Below are 24,062 nucleotides of genomic sequence, written 5' to 3'. Positions count from 1 at the left end.
CGTCTCCGGCGGTGGGCCCGGGTATCGAACGTCTCGCCGCCGCTTCCACCTTACGGCGCGGCAACGGAGCCGATCGGATGCGGCTTCCGGGCGCACGCCGATGCCCCCGTCCACGTCAGCGGACAGGGGCGGGCGTGCGCTCACCGGATGCGACATGTCGGCTGGCGTCGCCACCCCGCGCTCGGCGGGGTGGCGACGCGGGTCAGGCTCGGGCCCGGCGTCGTCCTCGGGCGACGACCACGGCCATGAGTCCGATGGTCAGCAGCAGGAGTGCCGCCAGCACCGCACCGGTGATCGACAGGGTGATTCCGGTCACCGCCAGCGCTCCCGGCGCATAGGCGTGGAAGGGATCGCTGTCGGTCAGTCGCACGGGGGCTCCCGATCGGTCGGTCACGGGGACGGGCGTACCCGACCCGTCGACCTGCGGCTGCCCGGTCGGCACACCGTTGCTGTCGGTGGCCGGCACGACGGGAGTGCCGCCGACGCTCACGGTGTCCGCGTGGCTGACCCCCTCACCGAGGCGCAGGGTGCCCTCGGCGAAGAAGGACGCCCCGGGCGGGATCATCCCGTGCCACGTTCCGCTCGCGACGAAGTCGTACGCCGCGGGTCCCCCGAACGCCGACAGGTCGGCGCTCCAGCGTTCCACGTCGGGACCGTTCGCCGTGGCGTCGGTCAGGTCGATCGCCGTCAGCCACGTCGAGCCGGTGTTCGTGACGACCCAGCGCACCGTGTGGGTGCTGCCCGCCTCGTACTTCACGGCGTGGTCACGGTCGTTGGCGTCCTGAGCGGCGTCGACGAGCGGCTTGGTGGGCACGACCCAGCCTCCCGAAGCATCCTTCACCGCCGGATCGGCCTTATCGCCGTCGTACTTGATCACCTGGATGCCGGACGTGAACGCGTTGTAGTCGTCTCGATCCGTGACCGGGATGCCGCTGGCGACACCCTCGGCATCGACCACCGCACGGTCGACATGAGGCTGTCCCCCGTCGAGCGTGAGGGTCGCGGAGCCCGTGATGACCTCACCCGGACGCCAGACCGCGTCGCCCGAGAACGTCTGCTCCCAGCGGGCGCTCCAGCCGGAGCCCTGCTGCGTCGCCGGCAGCGCCGAGCCGTCGGGAAGCGTCCACACCAGCGACTGGATGGAGGCGCCCGAGAGGTTCTCGTCGCTCAGCACCACACGGTGCAGGTCCTCGTCGCCCGTGTTGGTGACGGTCAGCACGATCGTGCGGGTCTCGCCGTTCGCGTAGTTCTGACCGTCGCCCATCGTGTCGGCGTCGTTCGCGATCGTCGTGCCCTCGCCGTCGCCCTTCTCGATGTCGACGTAGGGGCCGACGCCCGTACGGGCGTGGAACGGGTCGTCGTCGGAGAGGACGAAGGGAACGCGCACCGACGGGTCGTCGGGGCTGGGCACGGTGGCGCGCACGGCGTCGCCGTCGACGAGCAACGGCTCGCCGTTCGGGGTCACGCCGTCGGCTCCGACCGCGGGCACCACGACGGTTCCCGTCACATCGACCGTGTCGGCGTGCGATGCGGCGGCCGCCAGCGTCAGCGTCCCCTGCGCGAAGAACGACGCACCGGGCGGCAGGAGGCCGTCCCAGGGTCCGCTCTCGGCGAAGGAGTAGTCCGCGGGCCCACCGAACGCCGACAGGTCGGCCGTCCAGTCGGCACCGATGGCGGGACCCGCATCCGTCGTGTCCGTCAGCGTGATGTCGGTCATCCACGTCGTCCCGGCGTTCGTGACCACCCAGCGCACGGGCTGAGCCACTCCCACCGGATACTCCACGGCGTGATCGGCGTCGTTCGCGTCCTGCGCGGCGTCCGCGAGCGGCTTGGCGGGCGTGACCCACGCTCCCGTCTCGTCGGTGATGGCCGGGTCGGCGAGGTTGCCGTCGTACTTGATCACCTGGATCGCACCCGTGAACGCGTTGTAGTCGTTCGAGTCCGTGACCGGGATGCCGGAGAGCTGACCGACCGCGTCGACGCTCGCACGGTCGACGTGCGCCTCGGAGGCTGCCCCCAGGGTGAGCGATGCCGTGCCGGTGATCACGTCGCCGGGCTGCCAGGGACCGGGCCATGACGCCGTCCACGCGCCGGTGGCGGCGTCCTGCGTCGCCGGCAGCGCTGTGCCGTCGGGCAGGGTCCAGCTCATCGAGACCACGGCGCCGCCGGCGATCGTCACGTCGCCGAGCTCGACCGACACGAGGGGCTCGTCGCCGGTGTTGGTGGAGCGGAAGACGATCGTGCGCGTCTCACCGGGTGTGTACGCCTCGCCGTCCGCCATCGTGTCGGCTTCGTTGTCGATGGTCGTCCCCGAGCCGTCGCCCTTCTGGATGTCGACGATAGGTCCCACACCGGTCTCGGCGTGGAAGGGGTCCTCGTCGGTCACGGTGTAGGGGGTGCCGTCGTCGTGCTTGGCCGTGACCGGCGTGCCGCCGGAGGTGGCGGGCTGATCGGTCGGCTTGCCGTCCGCATCCGTCTCGGGCACGACGACCGTTCCCACCACGGTCACCTCGTCGGCGTGCGTCGTCGATGCGGGCAGCGTGAGCGTCCCCTCGGCGAAGAACGAGGCTCCGGGCGGCAGGAGTCCCTGCCAGTTGCCGTTCGCGGTGAACGAGTAGTCCGCGGGCCCGCCGAAGGCGGACAGGTCTGCCGTCCAGTCGTCACCCACCGCGGGGCCGTTCTGGGTGAGATCGACCAATGAGAGATCGGTGAGCCAGGTGTCGCCCGTGTTGGTGACCACCCACCGGACCTTCTGCGGCGTGAGCACCGGGTAGGTCACGGCGGTGTCCTGGGTGTTCGCGTCCTGCGCGGGCGAGAGCAGCGGCTTCGCGGGAGTGGTCCAGCCGCCGGTCGCGTCCTTCACGACCGGGTCGGGCAGGTTGCCGTCGTACTTGATCACCTGGATCGCACCCGTGAAGGCGTTGTAGCCGTTCTCGTCGCCGACGGGCTGGCCGGAGAGCGCACCCTCTGCCGTTACTGTCGCGACGTCCTGGTGCGCACCGTCGCCGACGCGGGGCGTGAGCTGGGCGGTGCCGACGATGACATCGCCGACGGCCCACTCGGTGGTGCCGGGAGCGAACGTGTTCGCCCACTCGGCCGTCCAGACGCCCGTGGCGGCGTCGTAGTCCGCCGCCGTCGTCGATCCGTCGGGGAAGGCGAAGCTCAGCTGCGTCACCGCGCCTCCGGCGACCGTGGCGTCGGTGATGGCCACCTTGCGCAGCGGCTCGGGGCCCGTGTTCACGACACGGAACACGACGCTGCGCGACTCGTCCGGCCCGTAGGCCTGGCCGTCTGCGACGGTGTCCGCCTCGTGCACGATGGTGCTCGTCGCCTCGTCGCCGTCGCCCTTGCGGATCTCGACGGTGGGGGTCACGGTCGTCGGGTTATCGACCACGACGGCGATCGTCGTGGCGTCGCCGATCGTGATGGTCGACCCGTTCGCCGCCGGGGTTCCGTCGATCGTGAGCGCGGGAGTGCCCCAGTCGGCGCCTGCGGGAAGTCCGTCGGTCGGCGCGACCTCGGTCACGGTCACGACCGTGCCCGTCGGGAACGAGGGTGACGTGGCCGTCTCGCCGTTGCGCACGGTGAGGGTGCCGTTGCCGCCCGACCAGACGTAGTCGACGTCGAAGGTCGTGTCCGCATCCAGAAGCGTCTCGGCCGGTCCCGTCACGTCCTTCGTCACCGAGAACTGGCCGTTCAACGGCGTCGTCGGGTTCTGCATCGTCACCTGCACGGTCGTGCCGTTGCCGATGGTGATCGTCGCGGTCCCGTCGCCGTTGTCGACGACGCCGGTTCCGGAGAAGGCGACCTGACCCCAGGCCACATCGGGCAGGGTCGGCGCTGCCTTCTCGCGCACCAGGACCGAGGATCCGGTGGGCAGCGCCGCGGGTCCCGCGACGGTCTCGCCGTCGACGACCTCGGCGAGGTCGGTCCACGTCGTGCCGCCGTCGACGGAGTACTCCGCGACGAAGGCCGTCGTCGCGGGCACCCGGGATGCGCCGGGCCCGGTGACGTCCTTGGTGATCGAGAAGCTCCCGGTCAACAGCGTCGAGGGGTTGGTGAGCGTGAGCGCGGTATCGGTGCCGTCGCCGACGGTCACGGTGGCCGTGCCGTCGCCGTTGTCGCCGGAGCTCCACACGGGCGTAGCGAAGGCGACGCTCGGGTCGACGCCCGTGATGGTGGGCTCGCTCAAGGTCACGACGGTGCCGTAGGGCAACGGAATGCTCGTCGCCTTCCAGTCGGCGCTCTTCAGCTCGAGCGTGCCGCTGCCTGCGGCCGAGGTGTACGCGACGGTGAAGACCGCGTCCGCCAGCTGGTCCGAGGCGAGGCTGAAGTCGCCGGTGACGTCCTTGGTCACCGTGATCGTGCCCGGGGCGAACAGGGTGTTCGTCACGACGAGGGCGAGCGTCGTACCCGTCCCGGTCAGCGCGTGGTAGCCGTCGGCATCCGCTGCACCGGCGCCCGACACGACGTAGGACTTCACCTTGGGGTCGCTCTCCGAGAGCTTGATGCGGGTCCCGACGGGCACGGTGAACGCGCCGGAGACCTCACCCGCTTCGAGGGTCACGCTGTTCTGAGTGAGCGGGGGCGAGAGGGATCCGCCGCGGAAGTCGCGCGCGGCGAGATCGATCGTGAACTGCTGCCCGTCTGTGGCAGCGCCTCCCGAGGCGTCGATGTCCTTCTCCACCGTGAACGGGACGTTCGCGACGAAGCCGGCGTCGATCGTGTGGTCGTTGAACCCTGCGCCGGCGATCGTGACCGGCGCGTTGCCGGATGCGTCGGCGTTCGAGTCGATCGCCCGGTCGCCGCCCTGGGCGGTCTTCGTGAAGGATGCGTCTTCCCAGCGCACGTCGCCGAAGCTCGCGGCGTTGGGTCCACGCAGATCCACGTTGCCCGAGGTGGGCTTGACGAACGTCACCGTGTAGTCGCCGGAGGTGGCGAAGCCGTCGGCGTCGGAGCGGAAGTAGTACTCGCCGTTCTCGTCCGTGACCTTGGTGGCGACGACGTTTCCGGTGCTGTCGCGCAGCTCGACCGTGACGCCGGCGATCGAGGGCTCGTCGGCATCCTGGATGCCGTCCTGATCGGCATCGAACCACACACGGTTGCCGATCTCGACCGGCGCTTCGCGGGCGACCAGGGCCACGGCACCGAGGCCGCCACCCTTCTGGAACGTGCCGTCGGGCGAGGCCGAGCCGCCGCCGTCGAGGGTCTGCTCGTAGCCGGAGATCGAGCGTCCGTTGTTCTGGTTGAACCACTGGAGTCCGGCCAGCCGGATGCCGCCGAGCGGGTCGTAGGTGGTCGCGACGACTTCACCCGTGCCGCGCATGCCGATGACGGAGCCGAGCGAGTTCTCCCGGTGGTAGGTACCGCCTCCGAGGTTCTGGCGGTCGTCGTAGAACTCCCGTCCGCCGGGGCCTTCGGGCGTCGCGCCGACGGCCGCCGTGCGGGTGCCCACGACACCGTTGTTCTCCATCACGAAGCCCGCTCCGCTGGGAGCGGCGATCAGCAGGTCGCCACCGGATGCGGTCTCGTAGAAGCCCGTGCTGACGGTGCCCCAGTTGCGGTTGCCGCCCTGGACCGCCGTGCGGTCGAGAAGTCCCAGGCTGAGGTAGCCCTGGTCGTCGAAGTAGAGGCTTGAGAGGATCGGCTGAGGGTAGATGTGCCAGCCGCCGTTGGCCTCGCTGACCGAGCCGCCCGACCACGTCCACGTGTCGGTCCAGCTGTTCCAGCGCTTGGCCTGGGTGCCGAGCGCACCCATGGCGACGTCACCCTTGGCGTAGCCCAGCGACGAGGAGAGCACCTCGGTCCACGTGCCGGGTGCATCGGCGGGCGTGGCGAGCACGTGCAGCGACATGTCTGCGGCGGCGGCGGCGAGCCCGGGCCGCGGGCCGGCCGCGGTCTCGCCGGAGTCGACGTAGCCGACGTAGATCGAGCCGCCGTGCACCGTCACGGCCCAGGGGCGCTGACCGTCGCCGAGGCCGAGGTCCCACGAGGTGTAGGTCGTCGGGGTCACCGCCGGGTCGGAGACGTCGATCGCGTATAGCTTCTTGTCGTTCAGGTTGACGAAGTACAGCGTCGAGCCGTCGGCCGAGAGGGCGACGCCGCCGACGCCGATCTTGCCGGCCTTCTCGAACCCGTCCACGTCGTGGGTGGCGGTGGTCGCGGAGGTGAGCCCACGCGCGGCGTTGCTTGCTGCCGTACCGAGATCGATCCCCAGGTCGGTCAGATCGAGCCACGGTGTGACGGAGCCCGCATCCGAGGGCTTGCCGTCGGCGCCGAGCACGTCGCTCACCCGGTACACGCCGCCGATGCCGAGGGACCCGAGACCGCTCTGACGCTTGTAGGTGGCGAAGGCGAACACGGTGTTGGACTGCGCCTGATAGACGACGCTCGAGACCGCACCCACCTCGCCGAACGTGGCCAGCGTGGTGAGGTTCGCGAATCCGGACGGCTGCGCACCGCGGTAGCTCGCCTGGTACGGCAGCGCTGTGATCGCCGCACCGTTGATGGCCGCAGCCGAGCCGCCCTGCGCCGCCGAAGGGGCGCCCGCCCGCTGGATGGAGGTGACGATCGGCGCCTGCGCCTGGGAGTAGTCGGCCGGCTGGTTCAGGGCGAAGTCGACGCCCGACTGGCCGACCTCGGCGAACTGCACGCTCGTGCCGTTGCTGCCCGCCGTGCTCGTGCCGCTCGGCTCGTACGCGGTGGGCCAGTCGGAGAACTCGACGCGCACGTGGGAGCTCAGCGCATCCGACGCGTCGATCGCGTAGGTGCCGTCGGCCGCGGAGGTCGTCGTGCCCAGCGTCGTACCGGCGCCGTCGACGACCGTGACCGTGACGCCCGCGAGGCCGCGGTCGTTGGCCTGACCCGTTCCTGCGGCGTTGCCGGTGTCGAAGAAGCCGTTGCCGTTGAAGTCGCGGAAGACGGTTCCGCGAACCTCGTCCTCGGGCGCGGCGGATGCGGGTGCCGCCGCGGCGAGGCCAACGCCGGTGAGGGCGAGCGTCCACGCCATGGCCGCGCCGAGCAGGCGCCGGCGGGCATGTCTGGGGCGGGCAAGGGCAGTGGGCATGACGGTCCTCCGGCGGACTCTCGGGCGGGCGTGCGAGAACAGGGGAAGTCCTCCCTCGGGCAGGGATGACAACTCAGGCTCTCGTTCGCACCGCACGTCCAGCCGGGTGAGCCGGGTATTTCACCCGCCCTTTCACCCGCATCCGATGCGGACGCGGAGACCGGCGTCGGGCCCGGTTAGTATCCGGTCATGCCTGCTTCCTCGAGGGGCCGTCTCGCGGCCGCTCTCGCTGCCCTCGCCCTGGCCGCATCCGCTCTCGCCGCGTGCGCCGCCGAACCCGCGACGCTCGAGACGGTCGCCGTGCCGGCGGACGCCCCCACGATCTCCGAGGCAGTGACACGGGTCGCCGAAGGCGGGCTCATCCTCGTCTCGCCGGGCGTCTATCCCGAGCAGGTCCTCGTCGACAAGCCGGGCGTGACGGTTCGCGGTCTGAATCGCAACGAGACCGTCGTCGACGGCGAAGGACAGCGCCCCTACGGGATCGTCGCAATCGCCGACGGCGTCAGCGTCGAGAACCTCACTGTCACGGGCGCGACCTTCTACGGAGTGCTGGTGACGGGCCTCCACGACGAGAACGGCCCCACGGCGCACGGCGGCGGCGGGTACACGCACCTCGATCCCGAGAAGTTCCCGCCGGTGCAGCGCTTCTCGATCGATCACGTGACCGCGTACAACAACGGCCTGTACGGGCTATACGCCTTCGACGCCCAGCACGGCGTCATCTCGAACTCCTACGCCTCCGGCTCCGCAGACAGCGGCATCTACGTCGGGCAGTGCCGCGACTGCGACATCACCGTCAGAGACAACATCGCCGAGAACAACGCCGTCGGCTTCGAGAACGCCAATGCCTCCGACAGCGTCTACATCGTGGGCAACCGTTTCAGCCGCAACCGCGTGGGTCTGACGCTGATCTCCAACTACCAGGAGGCCTTCGTCCCACAGTCCGGCAACACGGTCGTCGGCAACCTCGTCTCGGACAACGTCGAGCCCACCTCGCCCGTGCAGGCGGATGGCGGGTTCGGCATCGGCATCGGCATCAGCGGCGGCACGAGCAACGACATCCGCGACAACCGCATCGCGGGCAACGCGCGGGCGGGTGTGCTGCTGGCGGGCACCGAGGATCTGAGAGCTGCGAGCAACGACTTCAGCGGCAACGCCTTCGAGGCGAACGGCGTCGACACCGCGAACATCTCGGGGCCCCGGGCGCCCGCGCAGGGCAACTGCGTCGATCCCGCCGCCGTGACGGTGCTGCCTGCGGGCCTCACCGCGGACTGCGCGGGCGGTGTGGACCAGCCCGCAGCGAGTGCGGCGGAGCTGCCCTCATCCGTCGCACCGCCCGGAGTGAGCTTCCGCGCCGTGCCCCCGCCGCCGCCGCAGCCGCAGCTGCCCGATCCCCAGGCTCCGGCGCGCTCGCTCCCCGACTCCGTGGGCGCCCCCGACCTCAGCCGCTACCCGCTTCCGGCGGCCGACCTGCTCGCCGCCGGAGCGCGCGGATGAGACGCCGCCTCGCCGCCGCGCTGGCGGTCGCCGCCGTCACGATCACCGCTCTCACCGGGTGCGCCGGGGCCTCCTCCGACGACTTCGCCGCATCCGATGCGCGCCCGCTCACGAGCGAGGAGGCGCAGAACCTCGCGATCATGCGGCTGCGCAACCAGGATGCGGGCGCTCGCGCGATCTCGTTCTCGCTCACCGAGGGCGGCAGCGAAACGCGCTTCGACGGCTGGTACGACTACGCGACGGCGATCGGCTACGGCCTGTGGCAGAGCGTCGACCCGCAGCTGTTGCTGTGGAACGCGCAGGTCGCGGGCACGCATCCGGCCTCGGCCGCGACGCCCACCGGTGACGACCCCGCGCCGCTGCCCATCCCGGATGCGGATCAGCTCGACACCGCCTGGACCGGCGCCGCGCTCGATCCCACCGGATCCCGCCGCGACGCGGTGCTGGCCGTCATCGCGCAGCTCGGTGCCGACCGGCCCGACAACCCGCTGCTGCTGCAGCAGGGCGGAGCGCTCTGGCTCGGCACCCGCGACGTCGACGGTGAGACGTTGACCGTGTACGCCGGACCCGAGAGCGACGCGGTCGCCGCGACGCCCGCCGCCGACCCCGACTCGGCGACCGTGCGCTACTGGCTCGACGACACCTCGCTCCTGCGCAGGCTCGATGTGCGCCTCGGCGGGGCGGCGGAGTGGACCACGGTCGCCTTCGCGGATGCCGGCGGTGTCACGCTGCCCGACGTGTTCACCGCGGCGGCGGAGACGGCACCGTGAGCGACAGGCCCGCATCCGGGATCAGCAGACGGGCGCTGCTGCTGAGCGGGGGCATCGGCCTCGGCGGGGCGGCCCTCGGCGCCGCGGGCGGATGGGCGCTCGCGCAGGGTGTGCCGGGCGCCCCCGATGCCGCACCGACGACCGAGACCGGGGCGGTACCCTCCCGCGGGCGCACGCAGGCGGGCATCGCCCGTCCGGCCACGCCGCAGCGCAACGGACTGGTCGTGGTCGCGGACACCCCCGAGATCACCACCGCGGCGGGGGTGCTCGCGATGCTGGCGGCGCTCGGCGAGCGCATCGACGCCCTCACCGACCCCGCGGCCACCGAGCGCATCGTGCTGCCCGACGGCCCCGGCGACCTCACGATCACGATCGGGATCGGCCCGAGACTGGTCACCGCGATCGATGCCTCCCTTCCGGGGGCGGACGAGCTCCCGCGTTTCGCGAGCGATGCGTCGCTCGCGGACGACATGCGCGGCGGAGATCTGCTGATCTCGGCCTACGCATCGGATGCGGGCGCACTGCACGCGAGCATCGCCGACGTCCTCGCCGCCGCCTCCGGCGCCGTCCGCCGGTGGACGCAGCCGTGCGTGCGAGGCGCGGGCGAGGGCACGATCGTGCGCAACCCCCTCGGCTACCACGACGGCATCATCGTCCCCCACGGCGACGACGAGCTCGACGAGAACGTCTGGATCGCCGACGGCCCCGCGGCGGGCGGGACGATCGCGGTGATCCGACGCCTCCGGCTCGACACCACGGGCTTCCACGCGCTGCCGGGCGAGCGTCAGGATGCGGTCGTCGGCCGCGTCCGCGCCACGGGCGACCCCCTCTCGGGCGGCGGGCCCACGGCCGAGGCGGATCTCACCGCGAAGAGCCCCGACGGCAGCTATCTCGTGCCATCCCGCTCCCACGTGCGCGCGGCCCACCCCTCCTTCACAGGCAGCCGGCTCATGCTCCGACGCGGGTACGCGTACAGCAATGCCGCGGGCCCGGGTGAGGCGCCCGACGACGGCCTGCTGTTCATGTGCTTCCAGCGCGAGCTCGACGATTTCGTGCGCACGCAGCATCGCCTCGACGAGACGGACGATCTGATGACGTTCGCCACGCCGACCGCATCCGCGTCGTTCCTCATCGTGCCGGGACGCACCGACGGCGCCCTCGGCGCGAGCCTCGGACGCTGAGGCTCAGAGCGCCAGGGTGCCGCGCATGAGCGCGATCGCACCGAGCAGGACGCTCGCCGCGAGGATCAGGGTGAGACCGAGCATGGCCATGCGCACGGCGGCGCGGGAAGAGCGGGGCATAGGGGCCTCCGGACGAATGAGGGTGCTGCCCTGTCGTAGATCGACGACGCCGCGTCGATCTACGACAGGGGAGATCGGGTGAACAGACGCTAACGGCGCGATGCGGATGCCGGATCGCGTCAGCGCCGGGTTTCACCCGCCGCTTCACCCGCAGCGGTTCAGGCCGCGACGATCCCTCCGTTGAGCCCCGCGAGGGTGCCGACGACGGCGAGCGCGACATACGAGCCGTTGAAGACGACGTGGGCGATGAGGGCCGCCCAGAATCTGCCCGTGACGAGCACGAGCACCCCCGTCGCGAGCCCGAAGAGCGCGATGGATGCGGCCCCGGATGCGTCGCCGGACAGCGATCCGGTGAACTGGTGAAGCAGCAGGAAGATGCCCGTGCTGATCAGAGCCGCCCCCGCACCGGCCGCCGAGGGCAACCGGGTGAGGCGACGGAACACGGTGTACAGCGCGACGAGCAGGAACCCGCGGAAGAAGAACTCCTCGACGACGGGTGAGACGAGGATGGGCACGACGGCATCGGCGAGCCAGTCCACCCCCGAGAGGCCGCCGTTGGTGGTGGGCAGCGCGGGCCAGGGCGCGGTACCCCGCTCCGCCTGCGCCAACCATCCGCTGACGACGCGCAGAGCGAGCCCGAGGACAAGCCCGAACAGGAGATCCGCCGCCCGGAAGCGCAGGAGGCCCCGGGGCACCGAACGCGAGTAGGCGAACACGACGGGCAGGATCATCGAGACCCACAGCACGATGCTGCCGACCCACCCGCCCAGCGTTCCGCCGATGAGCGTCGACGCCGCGGTCGCGATCAACAGCCCCGCGCCGAGCCCCATGAGGGCGCCGCCCACGAGCGGCCAGCTCCACCGCTGCGTCGTACTGCCGCCCTGCAGCCAGACACGCGGTACAGGCGGACGCCGCCGCCGACCTCGACGCTCGGGTTCGGGGCGTTCTTCGATCTCCGCCTCGACGAGACCGAGGTTGTCGAAGCGTCCCGCGGGGGCCGCCTCCTGGCGGTGAGCGGTCCAGGCTCCGTCCGCCGAGCGCTCGAAGCGCGACGAACGGTAGGCGCCGGACTCGCCGCTTCCGGGCTCGGTAGACTCGCTCACAGGGGCCAGGTTACCGGGCGGGGACCGGCGGACAGGAGACACCGGCGATGCTCGAGGTTCTGACGGTGTGCACCGGCAACATCTGCCGCTCGCCGTTCGCCGAGGTGATCCTCCGCGACGAGCTGGGCACGAGCGGAATCACGGCGGCCAGCGCCGGGATGCGGGCGCTCGTCGACGAGCCCATGACACCGGAGGCTGCGGCGCTCGCCCGCGCCTACGGAGTCCCGGGCGATCTGATCGATGCGCACCGCGCACGCTGGTTGAACGAAGCCCACCTGCGCACGCCTGCGCTCGTACTGGCGATGACGCGTGAGCACCGACGCGCGGTGGTCGAACTCGCCCCCGCGGCGACACGGCGCACCTTCACCGTGCGCGAGCTCGCCCGCCTGGCGGCGCACGTGTCGGATGACGACGCCCGTGCCGTGGCGGATGCTGCGGGCACCGACCCGCGCGAGCGGCTCGACGCTCTGCTCGCCCACCTCATCTCGGTGCGCGGCGAGATCGAGTCGCCCGCCGATCCGACGCTCGACGACGTGGTCGACCCGTACCGTCGGGACTGGGAGGTGTACGAGCAGATGGCGTCGGAGCTGATGCCCGCCCTGGGCGAGACGGTGCGACTGCTCGACTTCGCCGTTCGGGCGTGACGCTTCATTAGAGTTTTCAACCGTTTGCGTCAAGAGCTCTGCGCTGACTCCCAGGTTTCTGCCACAGTGGTGCGGTCAACACGTCTCGAGCAAAAGGACTTCTCATGACTCAGCAGCCCGCTCCCGGCGTCGACTACCCGGGCAAGACTCTCGGGGTCGTCGGCCTGGTCGTCGCGATCTTCTTCAACGTCATCGGTCTCATCATCTCCGCCATCGCCTTCAACCAGTCGAAGAAGGCCGGCTACAAGAACACCCCGGCCCTCGTCGGCATCATCATCGGGGCCGTGCTGTTCGCCCTCGGCCTCATCGTCACGATCCTCGCCATCGCCGGCGGGATCGCAGCGGTGAGCGTGAACAGCTACTGACGCACCGTCGTGAGGCGAGGGGCCGCATCCAGTCGGATGCGGCCCCTCGTCGTTCCTGCCGCACGGATGCCGGCGCCGGCATCCGTCGTGTTATTCACGGTCTGCGGCGCGCATCTCGACCGCGAAAGCGAGTTGAGTAGGGCACGTGGACGCAGAGAATGCGACACGGGTGCCGGTGGAGACAGACCCCTGCGGTGGGTTGGCGGTCTCTCTCCCCGTCACGCCTTCCGTGTCGTGAGGTGATCGTCGGTTCCCGCACAAGCGCAGACGTCGGGACCGGCCACCATCTGCGGCCGCACTCGGACCGCTGCGGTGCGCTTCGACGCCGTCGCAGCGGTCCGAGTGGTTCACCGTCGAGCCGATCGTGTCGCGGTGGGGCGGGCGGGGCTCGGGATGCCGATCGCCCCCCTCATCGCGAGACGACCGGCCCACGCGCGTCAGGACGCGGCCAGGCTCCCCACTCCCCCGTCGTGATAGACGAGCGGAGCCGTGCCGCGGTGGCTCGATCCGCCGAGCACCTCCAGCACCACCAGTCGGTGATCGCCGAGGGGCTCGTCGCTGTGCACCCTGCACTCGAGCCACATGCGCGCTCCGTCGATGAGGATGGCGCCGCCGTCGGTCTGCGCGGTGACCAGGCCCGTGAACCGGTCTCCCGAGCGCGATGCGAGCGTGCGCACCGCCGCCGCGTTCTCCTCGCCGAGCACCGAGACTCCGATGCGCTGAGCGCCGGCGATCAACGGCCACGTGCGCGAGGACTGCTGAGCCGAGAACAGCACCAGAGGCGGATCGAACGAGATCCCGAGCGCGAACGAGGTCGCCACCATCGCCTGCGGGCCCTCCGGGGTGACGGCGCAGATCGCCGCGATGCCGGTGGGATGCTGCGCGAACATGTCGCGCACCGCATCCGCATCCTTGGGAGCTGCGGGCAGGACGGTACGGGCGGTCCCGTCGGGTCCGGGGACGATCTCGGCCCACGGGTGGTTCCAGGTCATGGCGACTCTCCTTCACGCCCGCGAAGCGCAGTCCGCGGGCGCACGGCCACGCTACGAAGCCGGTGTTACGCGGGCTTTACGGCGGAATGAAGATGCCTGACGGCGATCAATCGATTGCCGTCAGCTATCGTCACGCGGCGGGTCGTGTCGTGCAGCCCGTGACCGACCCGCCACCCGCACCGCCTCGCTCGCCGGCTGCCCGGATGTCGCGCACAGCAGAGGCGGGCGCATCGTCCGATGCGAGAGGGCTGTCGTCGTCGACGGGAAGCGTGATCGTCACCGTGGTGCCCTTGCCCACCGTGCTGCACAGCAGCACCTCGCCGCCCTGTCGCTCGATGAGCGCCTTCGTGCTCGCCAATCCGATTCCGGATCCGCCGTCATCCGGATTCGACAGCCGCCCGCGCTCCAGGGGATCGAAGATGCGCTCGAGGTCCTCCGGAGCAATGCCCCGACCCCGGTCCGAGATCGCGATGCGCGCCTGGGCACCGTCCACCTCGACCGAGATGTCGATGGGACCCTCGCTGTACTTCGCAGCGTTGTCGACGAGATTCGCGATCGCCCGCCGCAGAGCGACCGGGTCCGCCTGCACCGCGACCGAGTGCGGCGAGCGGTAGCGGATGCGCCCGTAGGCGTCGCCGGGGAGCACGAGCTCGGCCGCCTCACGCACCGTGACCGAGGCGTCTGCTCGGCTGCGCGTCTGGCGGGCACGGGTGGGAACCAGGCGGGCCGAGAGATCCTGGATCATCGTCGCCAGATGGTCGGTGACGGCCGAGATCCGCTCGATGGCGGCGGTCGTGTTGCCGCCCGGCTCCGCCATCAGGTCGACGTAACCGCGCAGCGCGGTGATCGGCGAGAGGAAGTCGTGCGCGAAGGCGCGCAGGAAGTCCAGCTCCGCGTCCTCGCGCTGTTTGGATGCGGTGAGATCGGACACGATCTTCACGAAGCCCGAGACCTCGCCGGTGCCGTCGCGGAGCGCGGTGATGATCACGTGCGCCCAGAACAACGATCCGTCGGCGCGCACCCGCCACCCGTTGTCCTCCACCGAACCTCGCGTCGCGGCGATCGCGAGCAGACGCAGCGGCAGGCCGCGCAGCCGGTCCTCCTCGCGGTAGAAGCGGGTGAACGAGGAGCCGAGGATCTCGTCGGCGGTGTACCCCTTCAGCTTCGCGGCACCGGGGTTCCACCCCGCCACCCGCCCCTCGATGTCGAGGTGGACGATGGCCACCGAGGTCACCTGCGCGGTCCAGTCCTGCACGAGCGCGCCCGTCGGGGCGTCAGCAGGGACGGCACCCACCGGAACCGGCAGGCCGACGCCGGATGCGGGCGCTGCCGCGGCCGGCGCCTGGTCGAACGGCGGCGCGGCGGAGGAATCGGGCTCGGAGATGTCGGCTCCCATCGGGACGTCGATCAGTTCATCGCTCGTCGGATCGACGCGTCGGGTACGCGTCATCTGGATTCTGCCGCAAACGCGCCGACGCCGCATCCGCTCATGTGTGTAGCACATCCGCGTGACCGGAGGGGGGCGCTCGACCGAGCGCCGCGCCCGGGCGACGATGGCGACACGCATCCGCAGAGGAGGAACGGACATGTCCGAGAACGCACACGAAGAGCTCGCCGGTCTGATCAAGAAGTTCCGGTTCGCCATGGTCACCACCACCGAAGCCGACGGCAAGCTCGTCGCGCACCCGCTCACCGTGCAGGAGGCGGAGTTCGACGGCGATCTGTGGTTCATCGTCGGCACAGGGACCTCGGCTGCGGTCAACGTCGCGCGCGAACCCCGCGTCAACGTGTCGCTCAGCAGCGACGACACCTGGGTCTCGTTGTCGGGGACCGCGGCGATGGTCGACGACCACGGCAAGCTCGAGCAGCTGTGGAGCCCCGCTGTCGACGCCTGGTTCGAGGGCGGCCCCGAGGACCCCGCCGCGGGTCTCCTGCGTTTCCGCGCCGACAGCGCGGAGTACTGGACGGCGCCGGGCGGCAAGATCGTCCGCGCCGTCGCCGCCCTCACCGGCCACCGCGTCGAGGGCGAGAACGAGACCGTCGAACTGTGACGCCTCGCGCCCGGACCTTCGGCGGTCCGGGCGCGATCACCGGGTGAAGACGGGCGCCCCGTCCACGAGCACCAGCTGCACGTCCTCCGGACGAGAGGCCAGCACGATCCGAGCCTCCGGCGGCATCGACGGAGAGTCCGGTGCGGCCCGGACCACCAGATCGGCGCGCTTACCCGGCTCGAGGGAGCCGATGACCCCCGCCATCCCCAGCACCCGCGCCGCGTCGATCGTGGCGTGCGCCAGAAGATCGGATGCCCTCACGCGGTGCGTCCCGGTGCCGGCAGCACGGTCGAAGGCGAGCGCATGGCGCATCTCGGCGACCATGTCCGTGGGCGTGTTCAGACTGCGGTTGTCGAGACCGAGCCCGACGCGGATGCCGGACTCCCGCAGCTCCCCGAGAGCGCTGCGAGGCGAGCCGGAGTACATGGCGGATGCCGCGCAGTGCACACCGCCGCATCCGTGGGACGCCAGCCGTTCCCGATCGCCGGCATCGGTCGCGCTCAGATGCGCGCCCACCAGACGCGGGCTCAGAAGTCCCAGCCGCTCCAAACGGGCGACCGCCCGCTCGCGGCTCCCGTCGGGGCCTTCGATCCCGACGGCCCCGGCATCGGAGGCGCACAGATGGGTCGTGAAGCCTGGCGCCTCGAGGCCCGCGAGTCCGCTCAAGAGCGCGTCCGACGCCATCTCCGGAAGCTCCGTGCAGGCGAACACGGACAGGCGACCCGCCGCCTCGCGCAGGGCCGACGCGGCGAAGCGCAGAGCGGTCTCGGTGGGGGCGATGAGCGCCTCGCGCCGGAAGCCGCCCGCCTCCTCCGCGGCCTCGAGCGCGGGTGTCCATTCGAGCGGCAGGCGGTCGGAGACCATGGGCGCCAGGATCCACCGGATGCCGGACGCCGCTGCGGCCGCCGCACTCGCGGCGAACGCCTCGTCCGCACGGCGCGTGCCGACGTCGCCGACGCCCCAGCAGTCCAGCACCGTCGTGATGCCGGCGCGAGCAGCATCCGTCGCCAGCGCACGCACCGCGTGCGCCGCATCCGGCGGAGTGAGGGCGAGCACGGTGCGGTAGTACGTACCGAAGAGCCAGTCGAAGAACGGTGCGGACACGTCCAACGCGCCTGCGGCGGCCGCATCCATGGAGTGCGTGTGCGCGCTGACGAACCCCGGATGCACGATGCCGCCGCGCGCATCGATCCGCTCGCTGCCCGCGGGCGCCGGCCCCTCGCCCACGGCCTCGACGACGCCGTCGCGGATCGCGATCCATCCCCTGACGACTCGCCGGGCGGCATCCATCGTGACGACGAGCGCGTCGTCGATGACCGTGTCGACGACGCTCACGCGCGCGGGAACACCGGGATGCGGCCGAGCACCGCGACACGGTCCGCATAGGGCGCGAGCGCCGCGGGCCACCCCTCGCCCTCGGCCAGCAGCGCACCGATGCCGACGATCTCCGCCCCGGCGCGCTCGAGCAGACGCAGCGCGGCACCCGACGAGGAGCCGCTGGAGATCACGTCGTCGACGAACAGCACCCGCTTGCCTTCGACCGCCGCCAGGCGCGCCCGGTCGAGCAGGAGAGCCGCACCCGTCGTGCTGGTGATGGCGTGCACGGGTTCCTCCAGCGCATCCCCGAGATGCACCTTGCGGGTCTTCTGCAGGATCACGTAGTCGTCGAGACCGAGCGCGCGGGTGACCTCGATCGCCACGGGGATCCCGAGCGTCGCGGGAGCCACGACGACCTCGACACCCGCATCCGCGAACTGCACCGCCAGCTCCCGCCCCGCGGTCTCGGCGAAGCGCACGCCGTGATCGATCACCATCATCAACGCGATCGACAGGTCGTCGGAGACCGGGATGATCGGCAGCGTGATCTGCTGGCTGCCGACCTGGGCGAGATAGGTGTCTGCGGGCATGCCCGGAGGCTACGCCGCGCGTGTGTCGCCCCGGTTTCGCGCCCCGCCCGGTGACACAACTCCTGCGAAACCGCAGTCAGCCCCCGCATCCGCCCCCGAACCGCCCGTTCTGCAGGAGTTCGGGCACGACGGATGCCGAGGACGCCCCGGTACGCCCCGCGCCCGCACCCCGCATCCGCACCCCACGCCCGCGCCTCTTCTCCCGCGCCGCCCGCAGCCCCGAACTCCTGCAGAACCGAAGTCCGCCGCCGCATCCGCCCCCGAATCGCCCGTTCTGCAGGAGTTCGGGCACGCGGATGCGGCGCCAGCCCCGGTCGGGGAACGGCACAGGCGACCACGGCCGCCGCAGCGCTGACCGCACGCCGCAGCGTGGCCGCCCGGCTCATCCCCGCAGGGCCGCGATGGGTTCGATGCGCGCGGCGCGCCGTGCGGGCAGCCAGCCGGCGGCGAGACCCACGACGGCGCCGAGGAAGGCACCTCCCACGGCGACGAGCGGGTTGATCACCGGGCTCCACCCGGCGATCACCGATACCAGCACGACCGAGAGCACGGCGACCGCCGAGCCCATGATGCCGCCGAGCATCCCGATGATCGCGGATTCCGCGATGAACTGGCCCGCGATCTGCCGCGGGGTCGCGCCGAGCGCCCGACGCAGGCCGATCTCGGGTGTGCGCTCCATCACCGACAGCAGGGTGACGTTGGCGATGCCGAGCCCTCCCGCCAGCAGCACGATCACACCGAGTGCGATGAAGACGACGTTCACGTCGGCCTGCACGTTCTGGCTCAGGTCGCTGCGTCCGCTGGGAGCGGCGACCTTGATCGAGTCCGGCGCGTCGGGCGCCAGCGCGAGCGGTGCCTGCTCGCCGATCTGCGGCCCCGCGCCGACGTCGACGCGCGCCTGGATGCTGCCGGGTGCGCCGAGTGAGAAGTCGGCGCGCGCGGTGCCCACCGGGATGATGACCGCGTCCTGCAGGTCGGCGCGCCTCTCGAACGAGTCGACGATGCCGATGACGGCGTAGGCCAGCCCGTCGATGAAGATCGAGGGCTGACTGTCGACGCGATTGATCGCGAGCCGATCGGCCTCGCGGGCTCCGAGCACGGCCACGCGGTCGCCGCGCGCATCGTGCCCGGCGTCGAACATCCGCCCCTCGGCGACCCTCCCGCCCAGCGCATCGAGCAGGCCCTCGGATGCGGCGACGACCGGCGCGGGAGCTGCGGATGCGGCCGAAGGGTCGTAGACGGGCACGGCGGTGATCGCCGCGCCCGTGGGCAGGGTCACCTCGGCGAGGGTCGCCGCGGCCACCACTCCCGCGAGCCGTTCGACGCGCTCGGCGCCGTCCCAGGGCAGGCGCGCCGTGGCGACGGAGTTGCCGGACTGCGTGCGCGCCTCGGCCGGCGTGATCTCGACCCGTGTGGCCGCCGCCTGGTCGAATTGGCGGGCGATCTGGCCCGCGGCGGTCTGGGCGAACCCGAGGGTCGCGACGAGGGCGCCGATGCCGAGCACGGTACCGGCGATGGTCATGATGAGTCGCGCGGGCCGCGAGCCGATGTCGGCGGTCGCCTCGGCGACGAGATCCTGCGACGTGAAGCGGTCGGCACGGGGAGTCGGCGCCACGAGCGCGCTGAGATCCACGCGCTCGCGGGCGGCGGCGCGGCGGCGTTTCATGCCACCTCGCTCAGGCGGCCGTCGGCGATCCGCACGCGGCGGCTCGCGCGTCGGGCGACGGCGTCGTCGTGCGTGATGACGACGAGGGTGAGCCCGTCGGCGCGCAGTTCGTCGAAGAGGTCCATGACCTCGTCGGAGGTGCGACGGTCGAGGTTTCCCGTCGGCTCGTCGGCGAGCAGGAGGCTCGGCCGGCTGACGACCGCGCGCGCCACGGCGACGCGCTGGCGCTCACCGCCCGAGAGCAGCCCCGGAAGGAACCCGGTGCGCCCACCGAGTCCGACGCGCTCGAGCGCCGCACGGGCGCGGTCCTCGCGCTCGGCGCGCGGCACGCCGCTGTAGAGCATCGGCATCAGCACGTTGTCGAGCACGGTGCGCCGCGACATGAGGTGGAAGGCCTGGAAGACGAACCCGATGCGGCGCGCCCGGACCGCGGCCCTGCTGTCCTCGTCGAGGGATGAGGTGAGCACGCCGTCCAGGTGGTACTCGCCGACGCTGGGCCGGTCGAGCAGACCCAGGATGCTGAGCATCGTGGACTTGCCGGATCCGCTGGGGCCGACGATCGACACGTAGTCGCCGCGTTCGACCGTGAGGTTGATCCCTTTGAGCGCCTGCACCTCCGGAGGACCGGGGAAGGACCGGGTGACATCGCGCAGCTGCACGAGCGGCGCCGGCGATCCCGGATCGATCCCGGCCGCATCCGTCACGGCCGCGGTCTGCGTCATCGCCCGACCACGACCAGGTCGCCCTCGTCGACGGCGCCTTCGAGTGGAGTGATCTCCACCGCGCCGCTGGCGGCGAGGCCCGTCTTGACCGTGACGAGACGGGTCTTCGCGTCGGGGTCGCGGGGGTCGCCCTCGACGACCTCGACACGGGCCTCGCCGCCGGGACCGGCGGTCAGCGCCGCGACGGGGACCGAGAGGACCTCGCCCTCGGTCGCCCCCACGGGGATGGCGACACGCACGTTGGATCCCTGCATCTGCTGGATCTGCTCGGGCGTCAGCGGGTCGGGTTCCAGCTCGATCGACCAGCGCCCGGCCGAGTCCTTGTTCGTGCTGGGGGCGAGCGCGGTGATGACGGCGCGGTGGGGCGTCCCGTCGGGAAGCTCGAAGCTCGCCTCGCCGCCCACCTGCAGCAGAGCGGCATCCGCTTCCCCCGCCGAGCCGGTGAGGCGCACGGTGGCACCCGACACGGTCATGGCGGCGCCCTGCAGCACCGCTCCGCGGGTCACATTGACCGCGTCGACACGCCGCGGCAGGCCCGTCAGGTACAGCACCTCGGACGACGGCAGGAAGGCCATCGAGCCCTCACGCGCGCGCTGCAGATCCTCCTGCGCCTGCTGGACCTGCCCGTTCGCGGCGTCGACGGCGGCGCGCTGCGCCGAGGTGTCGGCGGGCGCGTCCAGCTGCTGACGCTCGAGCTGGCGCAGCGCGAGCGTGTCCTGCAGACCCGCGATCTCGGATTCGGACGCCTTGCCGCCCGCGATCGCATCGTTCACCGCGCGCTGGGCCGCCGCCACCGCGTTGTCGGCCGCCTTGAGGGTGACGATGTCGGCTCCCGCCCGCGCCTTGTCCAGCTCCGCCTGGGCGGCGGCGACCGCCTGCTGGGCGGAACGCACTCCGGCCTCGGCGGCGCTCACGGTCTGGGCGGCACCCTCGTCGCCCGACGGCGCCGGGTATCCGACGGCCGCGTACAGCGCCGTGATGCCCGCGGCAGTCTGGGCGTCGAACACGCTCGAGGCGGGGTCTCCGCCGTCGATGCCCACACTGCGCAGGGCGTTCTTGAGCTGTACGACATCGGGCCCCGAGACGCCGAAGCGCAGGCTCCGGTACGCGGGCAGGTCGCCGGGCAGCACGATCACGGGGCGCCCCGCGACCTCGAGAGCGATCGACAGCGAATTCAGCTCGGCGCCCACTTCGGGCACCTGCCCCGTGACGACGGCCGGACCCGACAGGGTGGCCGTGTCGATGGTCACCTCGACCGCGTCGGCGTAGCCGACATCCGCGCGGACCGTCACGTCGTTGCTGAGCTCACCGAACTCCACGGGAACCGTGATGAGTCCGGGTTCCGGCGCGTCGGCGCGGGATGCGGCTTCCACCGGCGAGACGACGAAGGTTCCCACGAGCAGCCCGATCACCAGGCTCGCCACCGCGATCGCCGAGGTGATCCACAACGGGCGGTTTCCGCGGAACACGCGCCCCCACCCGCGCAGGAAGGCGAAACGTCCGCGAGGGGCTCCCGCATCCTCCGCCTCGGCCGCGGCAGCGACCGCATCCTCTCCGAGGAGCTCGCGCGTGAGCGCCGAGTCGTCTGCGGCATCGTCGGGGGCGGGCTCGACCGGCTTGCGCGCCACCTCGGTCAGCTCGCCTGCTCGGCGGCCGCCTTGAGGGCGTCGAGGTCGGCCTTGTTGTCGGCGATGAACTGCTCTTCGAGCGCGAACTGCACCTTCTCGTACTCGTCGCGGTAGTTGGTCTTCTCACGGCAGTCGAGGTCCGCGATCGCCAGCGCGATCTCCTCCTCGCCGAGAGCGGCGAGCTTCGGATCGTCCTCGACGTACGCCGTCTGCCCGTTGTAGTACTCGTTCAGCTTGTCCGAGATGCTCGTCTGGGCATCCGCCTGCTTGGCGAAACCGGAGTGTCCGGCATCCGCCATGCAGGACGCCCAGTCCGCATCGATCTTCGCGAAGCCCGGGTCTTCCGCCATCTTCGTATAGAAGTCGTTGATGGCGTCGTTGATGGACTCGAACTCCTCGTCCATCATCGGGTTGGCGCCGGACTCGTGCTGCGCCCAGCCCTGGCAGCCCGCCTTCGTCCAGTCGTACTCGTAGGAGCCGTCCTCGTTCAGCTCCTCCTCGGTGGGAGACGGGCCGTAGAGCGCCTCGTAGAACGCCGTCTGCTCCGACTCCGACAGGCTCGAGACGTAGTCCTGATTCGGGTCGACGTACTCCTGCTGATCTGTGGGCGGCTCGTCACGGCCGGGATAGTTGACCATGCCGTAGCCGTACTGCGTCACCCAGTCGCGGTCGTCGGGCTTCCACTCGATGTCGTTGCCGCTGCTGAAGGACACCGACTGGATGTTGGGCGTGTAGTCGAAGCCCTCCTCCGACATGCACTGCGCCACGAGCTCCTCGGACTTCTTCTGCTGCTCGGTGTAGCGCGCCTCCTGCTCCTCGGTCGAGAGGTCGCCGCCCCAGATCGAGGAGAGGTAGGCCGACAGCGGCGACTCGGGCCGGTCGTCGCCCTTGTCGCCGTCGGATGCGGGTGAGCAGGCGGCGAGAGCGAGTGCCGCGACGACGCTGAGCGGCGCGATGGCGAGCAGGCGTGAACGAACCATGATTCCCCCATAGGATCACCGGCGCCGATGCGACGACGCACATGCCCAGCTTAGGGATCGCATAACGTCTTCCCATCTGGGAAGACGCCGCGGATCGTCGTCGGGGCGTCGGATAGGGTGTCGCCCTCGATCAGGGCAGCGGCAGCCGAGCGCGCAGAACGGCGCCCTCGGAGACTCCCGCAGCCAGTTCGAGACTGCCGCCGACGACTCCCAGCTGCTGCCGCAGCCGCGCGAGCCCCGACATCCTGACGTCCGCCGCGGGAGACGCGCCGTCGCTGGCGACCTCGAGCAGCAGCCAGTCGTCCCGGATGTGCGCGGCGAACCGGATGCGGCGCGCGCCGCCGTGACGCAGCGCGTTGGTCTGTCCCTCCTCCAGCACGCGTACGACGACGATCCGCATCCGCTTGTCGAGGCGCGCGCCCAGGGTCGCGAGCGGTGCGGATGCGTCGTCGGCGACCTCGACGTGCGCCGGGGTGCGGGCGGCGAGCGCACGCACAGCGGGGGCGAGGCCCCGATCGAGCTCCACCGGGTACAGCCGCTCGCTGAGTACTCGCAGCTCCTGCTCGCGCAGCAGCGCGAGGGTGTCGGCGACGGCGCTGATCCGCTCGGCCGACGCATTGCCCGCGGCGATCTCGCGCAGCTCGGCCTCGATCACGACGAAGGTGCCCTGCACGGACCCGTGGATCGTGGCGGCCACATCCTTACGCACGCGCAGCTCCTCCGCGCGCACATCGTCCATGAGGCTCAACGCCCTCTCCTGCGCCTCGAGGCGCGTGCGGTCCGCCTCCCGCGCACGGCGCCAGAAGTCGGCGAACTGGAGGCCGCTGCCGAGAGCGAGCACCGCCAGGAGGAACGTCATGGCCATCTCGAGCCCGATGATCCGCACCGGACTCGCCGCGTTCAGCTCCACCGCCCCGCTGAGCACCTGCAGCAGGGCACGGACCACGGCGGCGCCCACGGCGAGCGAGAGCACGATGACGAACCGCGCCCGAGTTCCGCGTCCGCGCGAGCGCACGGTCCTCGGATGCGTCGGCGGGGGCGTTCTCGCTCACTCTCGCACGCGGCGCCCACGACGCCCGCGGACGACGATCGCGGTGAGCGCGGAGATGCCCGCCAGCCCCAACGCCGCCCAGATCCACGGCAGACCCTCCGTCGCCGTGACCGCCCATCCGGCAGCATTCGCGAGAGACATCGAACATCCTTCCCCGGAACCGGAGGCTCCCCCAGGAGCCCGCCGTGAAAAACGTAGACGCCGTCCAGGTTTCTGCCGCGGCGGGTGAGTAGTTTCCCCCTCCCGGACCGTTATGGGAGCGGTATCCACGCGGCGTCATCGTTCACCGGCCGGAAATACGCGCTGTGGCAGGATGGTG

18 protein-coding genes are annotated in these 24,062 nt (G+C 71.3%); 6 read left to right on the top strand and 12 right to left on the bottom strand.

Annotation, left to right across the window (positions count from 1 at the left end; translation table 11 throughout):
- Window positions 1-202: 202 nt before the first annotated feature.
- Window positions 203-7,066 (bottom strand): SdrD B-like domain-containing protein, encoded by a 6,864-nt coding sequence (locus tag PQV94_RS03305; RefSeq protein WP_274287384.1) that lies wholly within the window; start codon window positions 7,064-7,066, stop codon window positions 203-205.
- 189 nt (window positions 7,067-7,255) lie between these two features.
- On the opposite strand from PQV94_RS03305, the gene PQV94_RS03300 reads away from it, so the two are divergent.
- The 3 genes from PQV94_RS03300 to PQV94_RS03290 are packed head-to-tail and all read left to right on the top strand — an operon-like array spanning window position 7,256 to window position 10,514.
- Window positions 7,256-8,563, top strand: coding sequence for a right-handed parallel beta-helix repeat-containing protein (locus PQV94_RS03300; protein ID WP_274287383.1), 1,308 nt, complete (start codon window positions 7,256-7,258; stop codon window positions 8,561-8,563).
- Entirely contained in the window at window positions 8,560-9,333 is a 774-nt protein-coding gene (locus PQV94_RS03295; RefSeq protein WP_274287382.1) for a hypothetical protein, read from the top strand. The genes PQV94_RS03300 and PQV94_RS03295 overlap by 4 nt, the downstream gene beginning before the upstream one ends.
- Window positions 9,330-10,514 (top strand): Dyp-type peroxidase, encoded by a 1,185-nt coding sequence (locus PQV94_RS03290; RefSeq protein WP_274287381.1) that lies wholly within the window; start codon window positions 9,330-9,332, stop codon window positions 10,512-10,514. The genes PQV94_RS03295 and PQV94_RS03290 overlap by 4 nt, the downstream gene beginning before the upstream one ends.
- 278 nt (window positions 10,515-10,792) lie before the next feature.
- Here PQV94_RS03290 and PQV94_RS03285 read toward each other — a convergent pair whose 3' ends face one another.
- Complete coding sequence (locus PQV94_RS03285) at window positions 10,793-11,737, bottom strand: CPBP family intramembrane glutamic endopeptidase (protein WP_274287380.1); 945 nt, start codon at window positions 11,735-11,737, stop codon at window positions 10,793-10,795.
- A gap of 47 nt (window positions 11,738-11,784) precedes the next feature.
- Here PQV94_RS03285 and PQV94_RS03280 point away from each other — a divergent pair, with 47 nt between their 5' ends.
- Together PQV94_RS03280 and PQV94_RS03275 are read left to right on the top strand one after the other, a co-directional pair.
- A complete protein-coding gene (locus tag PQV94_RS03280; protein WP_274287379.1) occupies window positions 11,785-12,381 on the top strand; it encodes an arsenate reductase/protein-tyrosine-phosphatase family protein in 597 nt (198 codons plus the stop codon).
- A 104-nt stretch (window positions 12,382-12,485) separates the two neighbouring features.
- On the top strand, window positions 12,486-12,746 hold the full coding sequence (locus PQV94_RS03275; RefSeq protein ID WP_274287378.1) for a hypothetical protein: 261 nt from the start codon (window positions 12,486-12,488) through the stop codon (window positions 12,744-12,746).
- Between the two features lie 437 nt (window positions 12,747-13,183).
- On the opposite strand, the gene PQV94_RS03270 is transcribed toward PQV94_RS03275, so the two are convergent.
- Window positions 13,184-13,738 carry a flavin reductase family protein gene (locus PQV94_RS03270; protein WP_274287377.1) on the bottom strand — a complete coding sequence of 185 codons (555 nt, stop codon included), beginning with the start codon at window positions 13,736-13,738 and terminating at the stop codon, window positions 13,184-13,186.
- 130 nt (window positions 13,739-13,868) lie between these two features.
- Entirely contained in the window at window positions 13,869-15,188 is a 1,320-nt protein-coding gene (locus PQV94_RS03265; RefSeq protein WP_274287376.1) for a PAS domain-containing sensor histidine kinase, read from the bottom strand.
- Between the two features lie 136 nt (window positions 15,189-15,324).
- Here PQV94_RS03265 and PQV94_RS03260 point away from each other — a divergent pair, with 136 nt between their 5' ends.
- The gene (locus PQV94_RS03260) at window positions 15,325-15,789 is read left to right on the top strand and encodes a pyridoxamine 5'-phosphate oxidase family protein (RefSeq protein ID WP_274287375.1); all 465 of its coding nucleotides are present in this window, start codon (window positions 15,325-15,327) and stop codon (window positions 15,787-15,789) included.
- 36 nt (window positions 15,790-15,825) lie between these two features.
- On the opposite strand, the gene PQV94_RS03255 is transcribed toward PQV94_RS03260, so the two are convergent.
- The 8 genes from PQV94_RS03255 to PQV94_RS03220 form a co-directional block, all read right to left on the bottom strand.
- Window positions 15,826-17,124, bottom strand: a complete 1,299-nt coding sequence (locus PQV94_RS03255) for an amidohydrolase family protein (RefSeq protein WP_274287374.1) — start codon at window positions 17,122-17,124, stop codon at window positions 15,826-15,828.
- Entirely contained in the window at window positions 17,121-17,696 is a 576-nt protein-coding gene (locus PQV94_RS03250) for a phosphoribosyltransferase family protein (protein ID WP_274287373.1), read from the bottom strand. Before PQV94_RS03250 ends, PQV94_RS03255 begins: the two co-directional genes overlap by 4 nt.
- A 382-nt stretch (window positions 17,697-18,078) precedes the next feature.
- Window positions 18,079-19,362, bottom strand: a complete 1,284-nt coding sequence (locus PQV94_RS03245; protein WP_274287372.1) for an ABC transporter permease — start codon at window positions 19,360-19,362, stop codon at window positions 18,079-18,081.
- On the bottom strand, window positions 19,359-20,084 hold the full coding sequence (locus PQV94_RS03240; protein ID WP_274287371.1) for an ABC transporter ATP-binding protein: 726 nt from the start codon (window positions 20,082-20,084) through the stop codon (window positions 19,359-19,361). Before PQV94_RS03240 ends, PQV94_RS03245 begins: the two co-directional genes overlap by 4 nt.
- Complete coding sequence (locus tag PQV94_RS03235) at window positions 20,081-21,712, bottom strand: hypothetical protein (RefSeq protein WP_274287370.1); 1,632 nt, start codon at window positions 21,710-21,712, stop codon at window positions 20,081-20,083. The genes PQV94_RS03240 and PQV94_RS03235 overlap by 4 nt, the downstream gene beginning before the upstream one ends.
- Before the next feature lie 5 nt (window positions 21,713-21,717).
- Entirely contained in the window at window positions 21,718-22,692 is a 975-nt protein-coding gene (locus PQV94_RS03230) for a hypothetical protein (RefSeq protein ID WP_274287369.1), read from the bottom strand.
- Window positions 22,693-22,822: 130 nt separating this feature from the next.
- Window positions 22,823-23,665: a sensor histidine kinase gene (locus PQV94_RS03225; RefSeq protein ID WP_274287368.1), complete on the bottom strand. Its 843-nt coding sequence runs from the start codon at window positions 23,663-23,665 to the stop codon at window positions 22,823-22,825.
- A gap of 75 nt (window positions 23,666-23,740) precedes the next feature.
- Window positions 23,741-23,884 (bottom strand): hypothetical protein, encoded by a 144-nt coding sequence (locus PQV94_RS03220; RefSeq protein WP_274287367.1) that lies wholly within the window; start codon window positions 23,882-23,884, stop codon window positions 23,741-23,743.
- Window positions 23,885-24,062 lie beyond the last annotated feature (178 nt).

Origin of the sequence: Microbacterium sp. Clip185, from assembly GCF_028743715.1 — a bacterium.
GTDB lineage: Bacteria > Actinomycetota > Actinomycetes > Actinomycetales > Microbacteriaceae > Microbacterium.
This window is presented reverse-complemented; position numbering and strand designations above follow the sequence as displayed.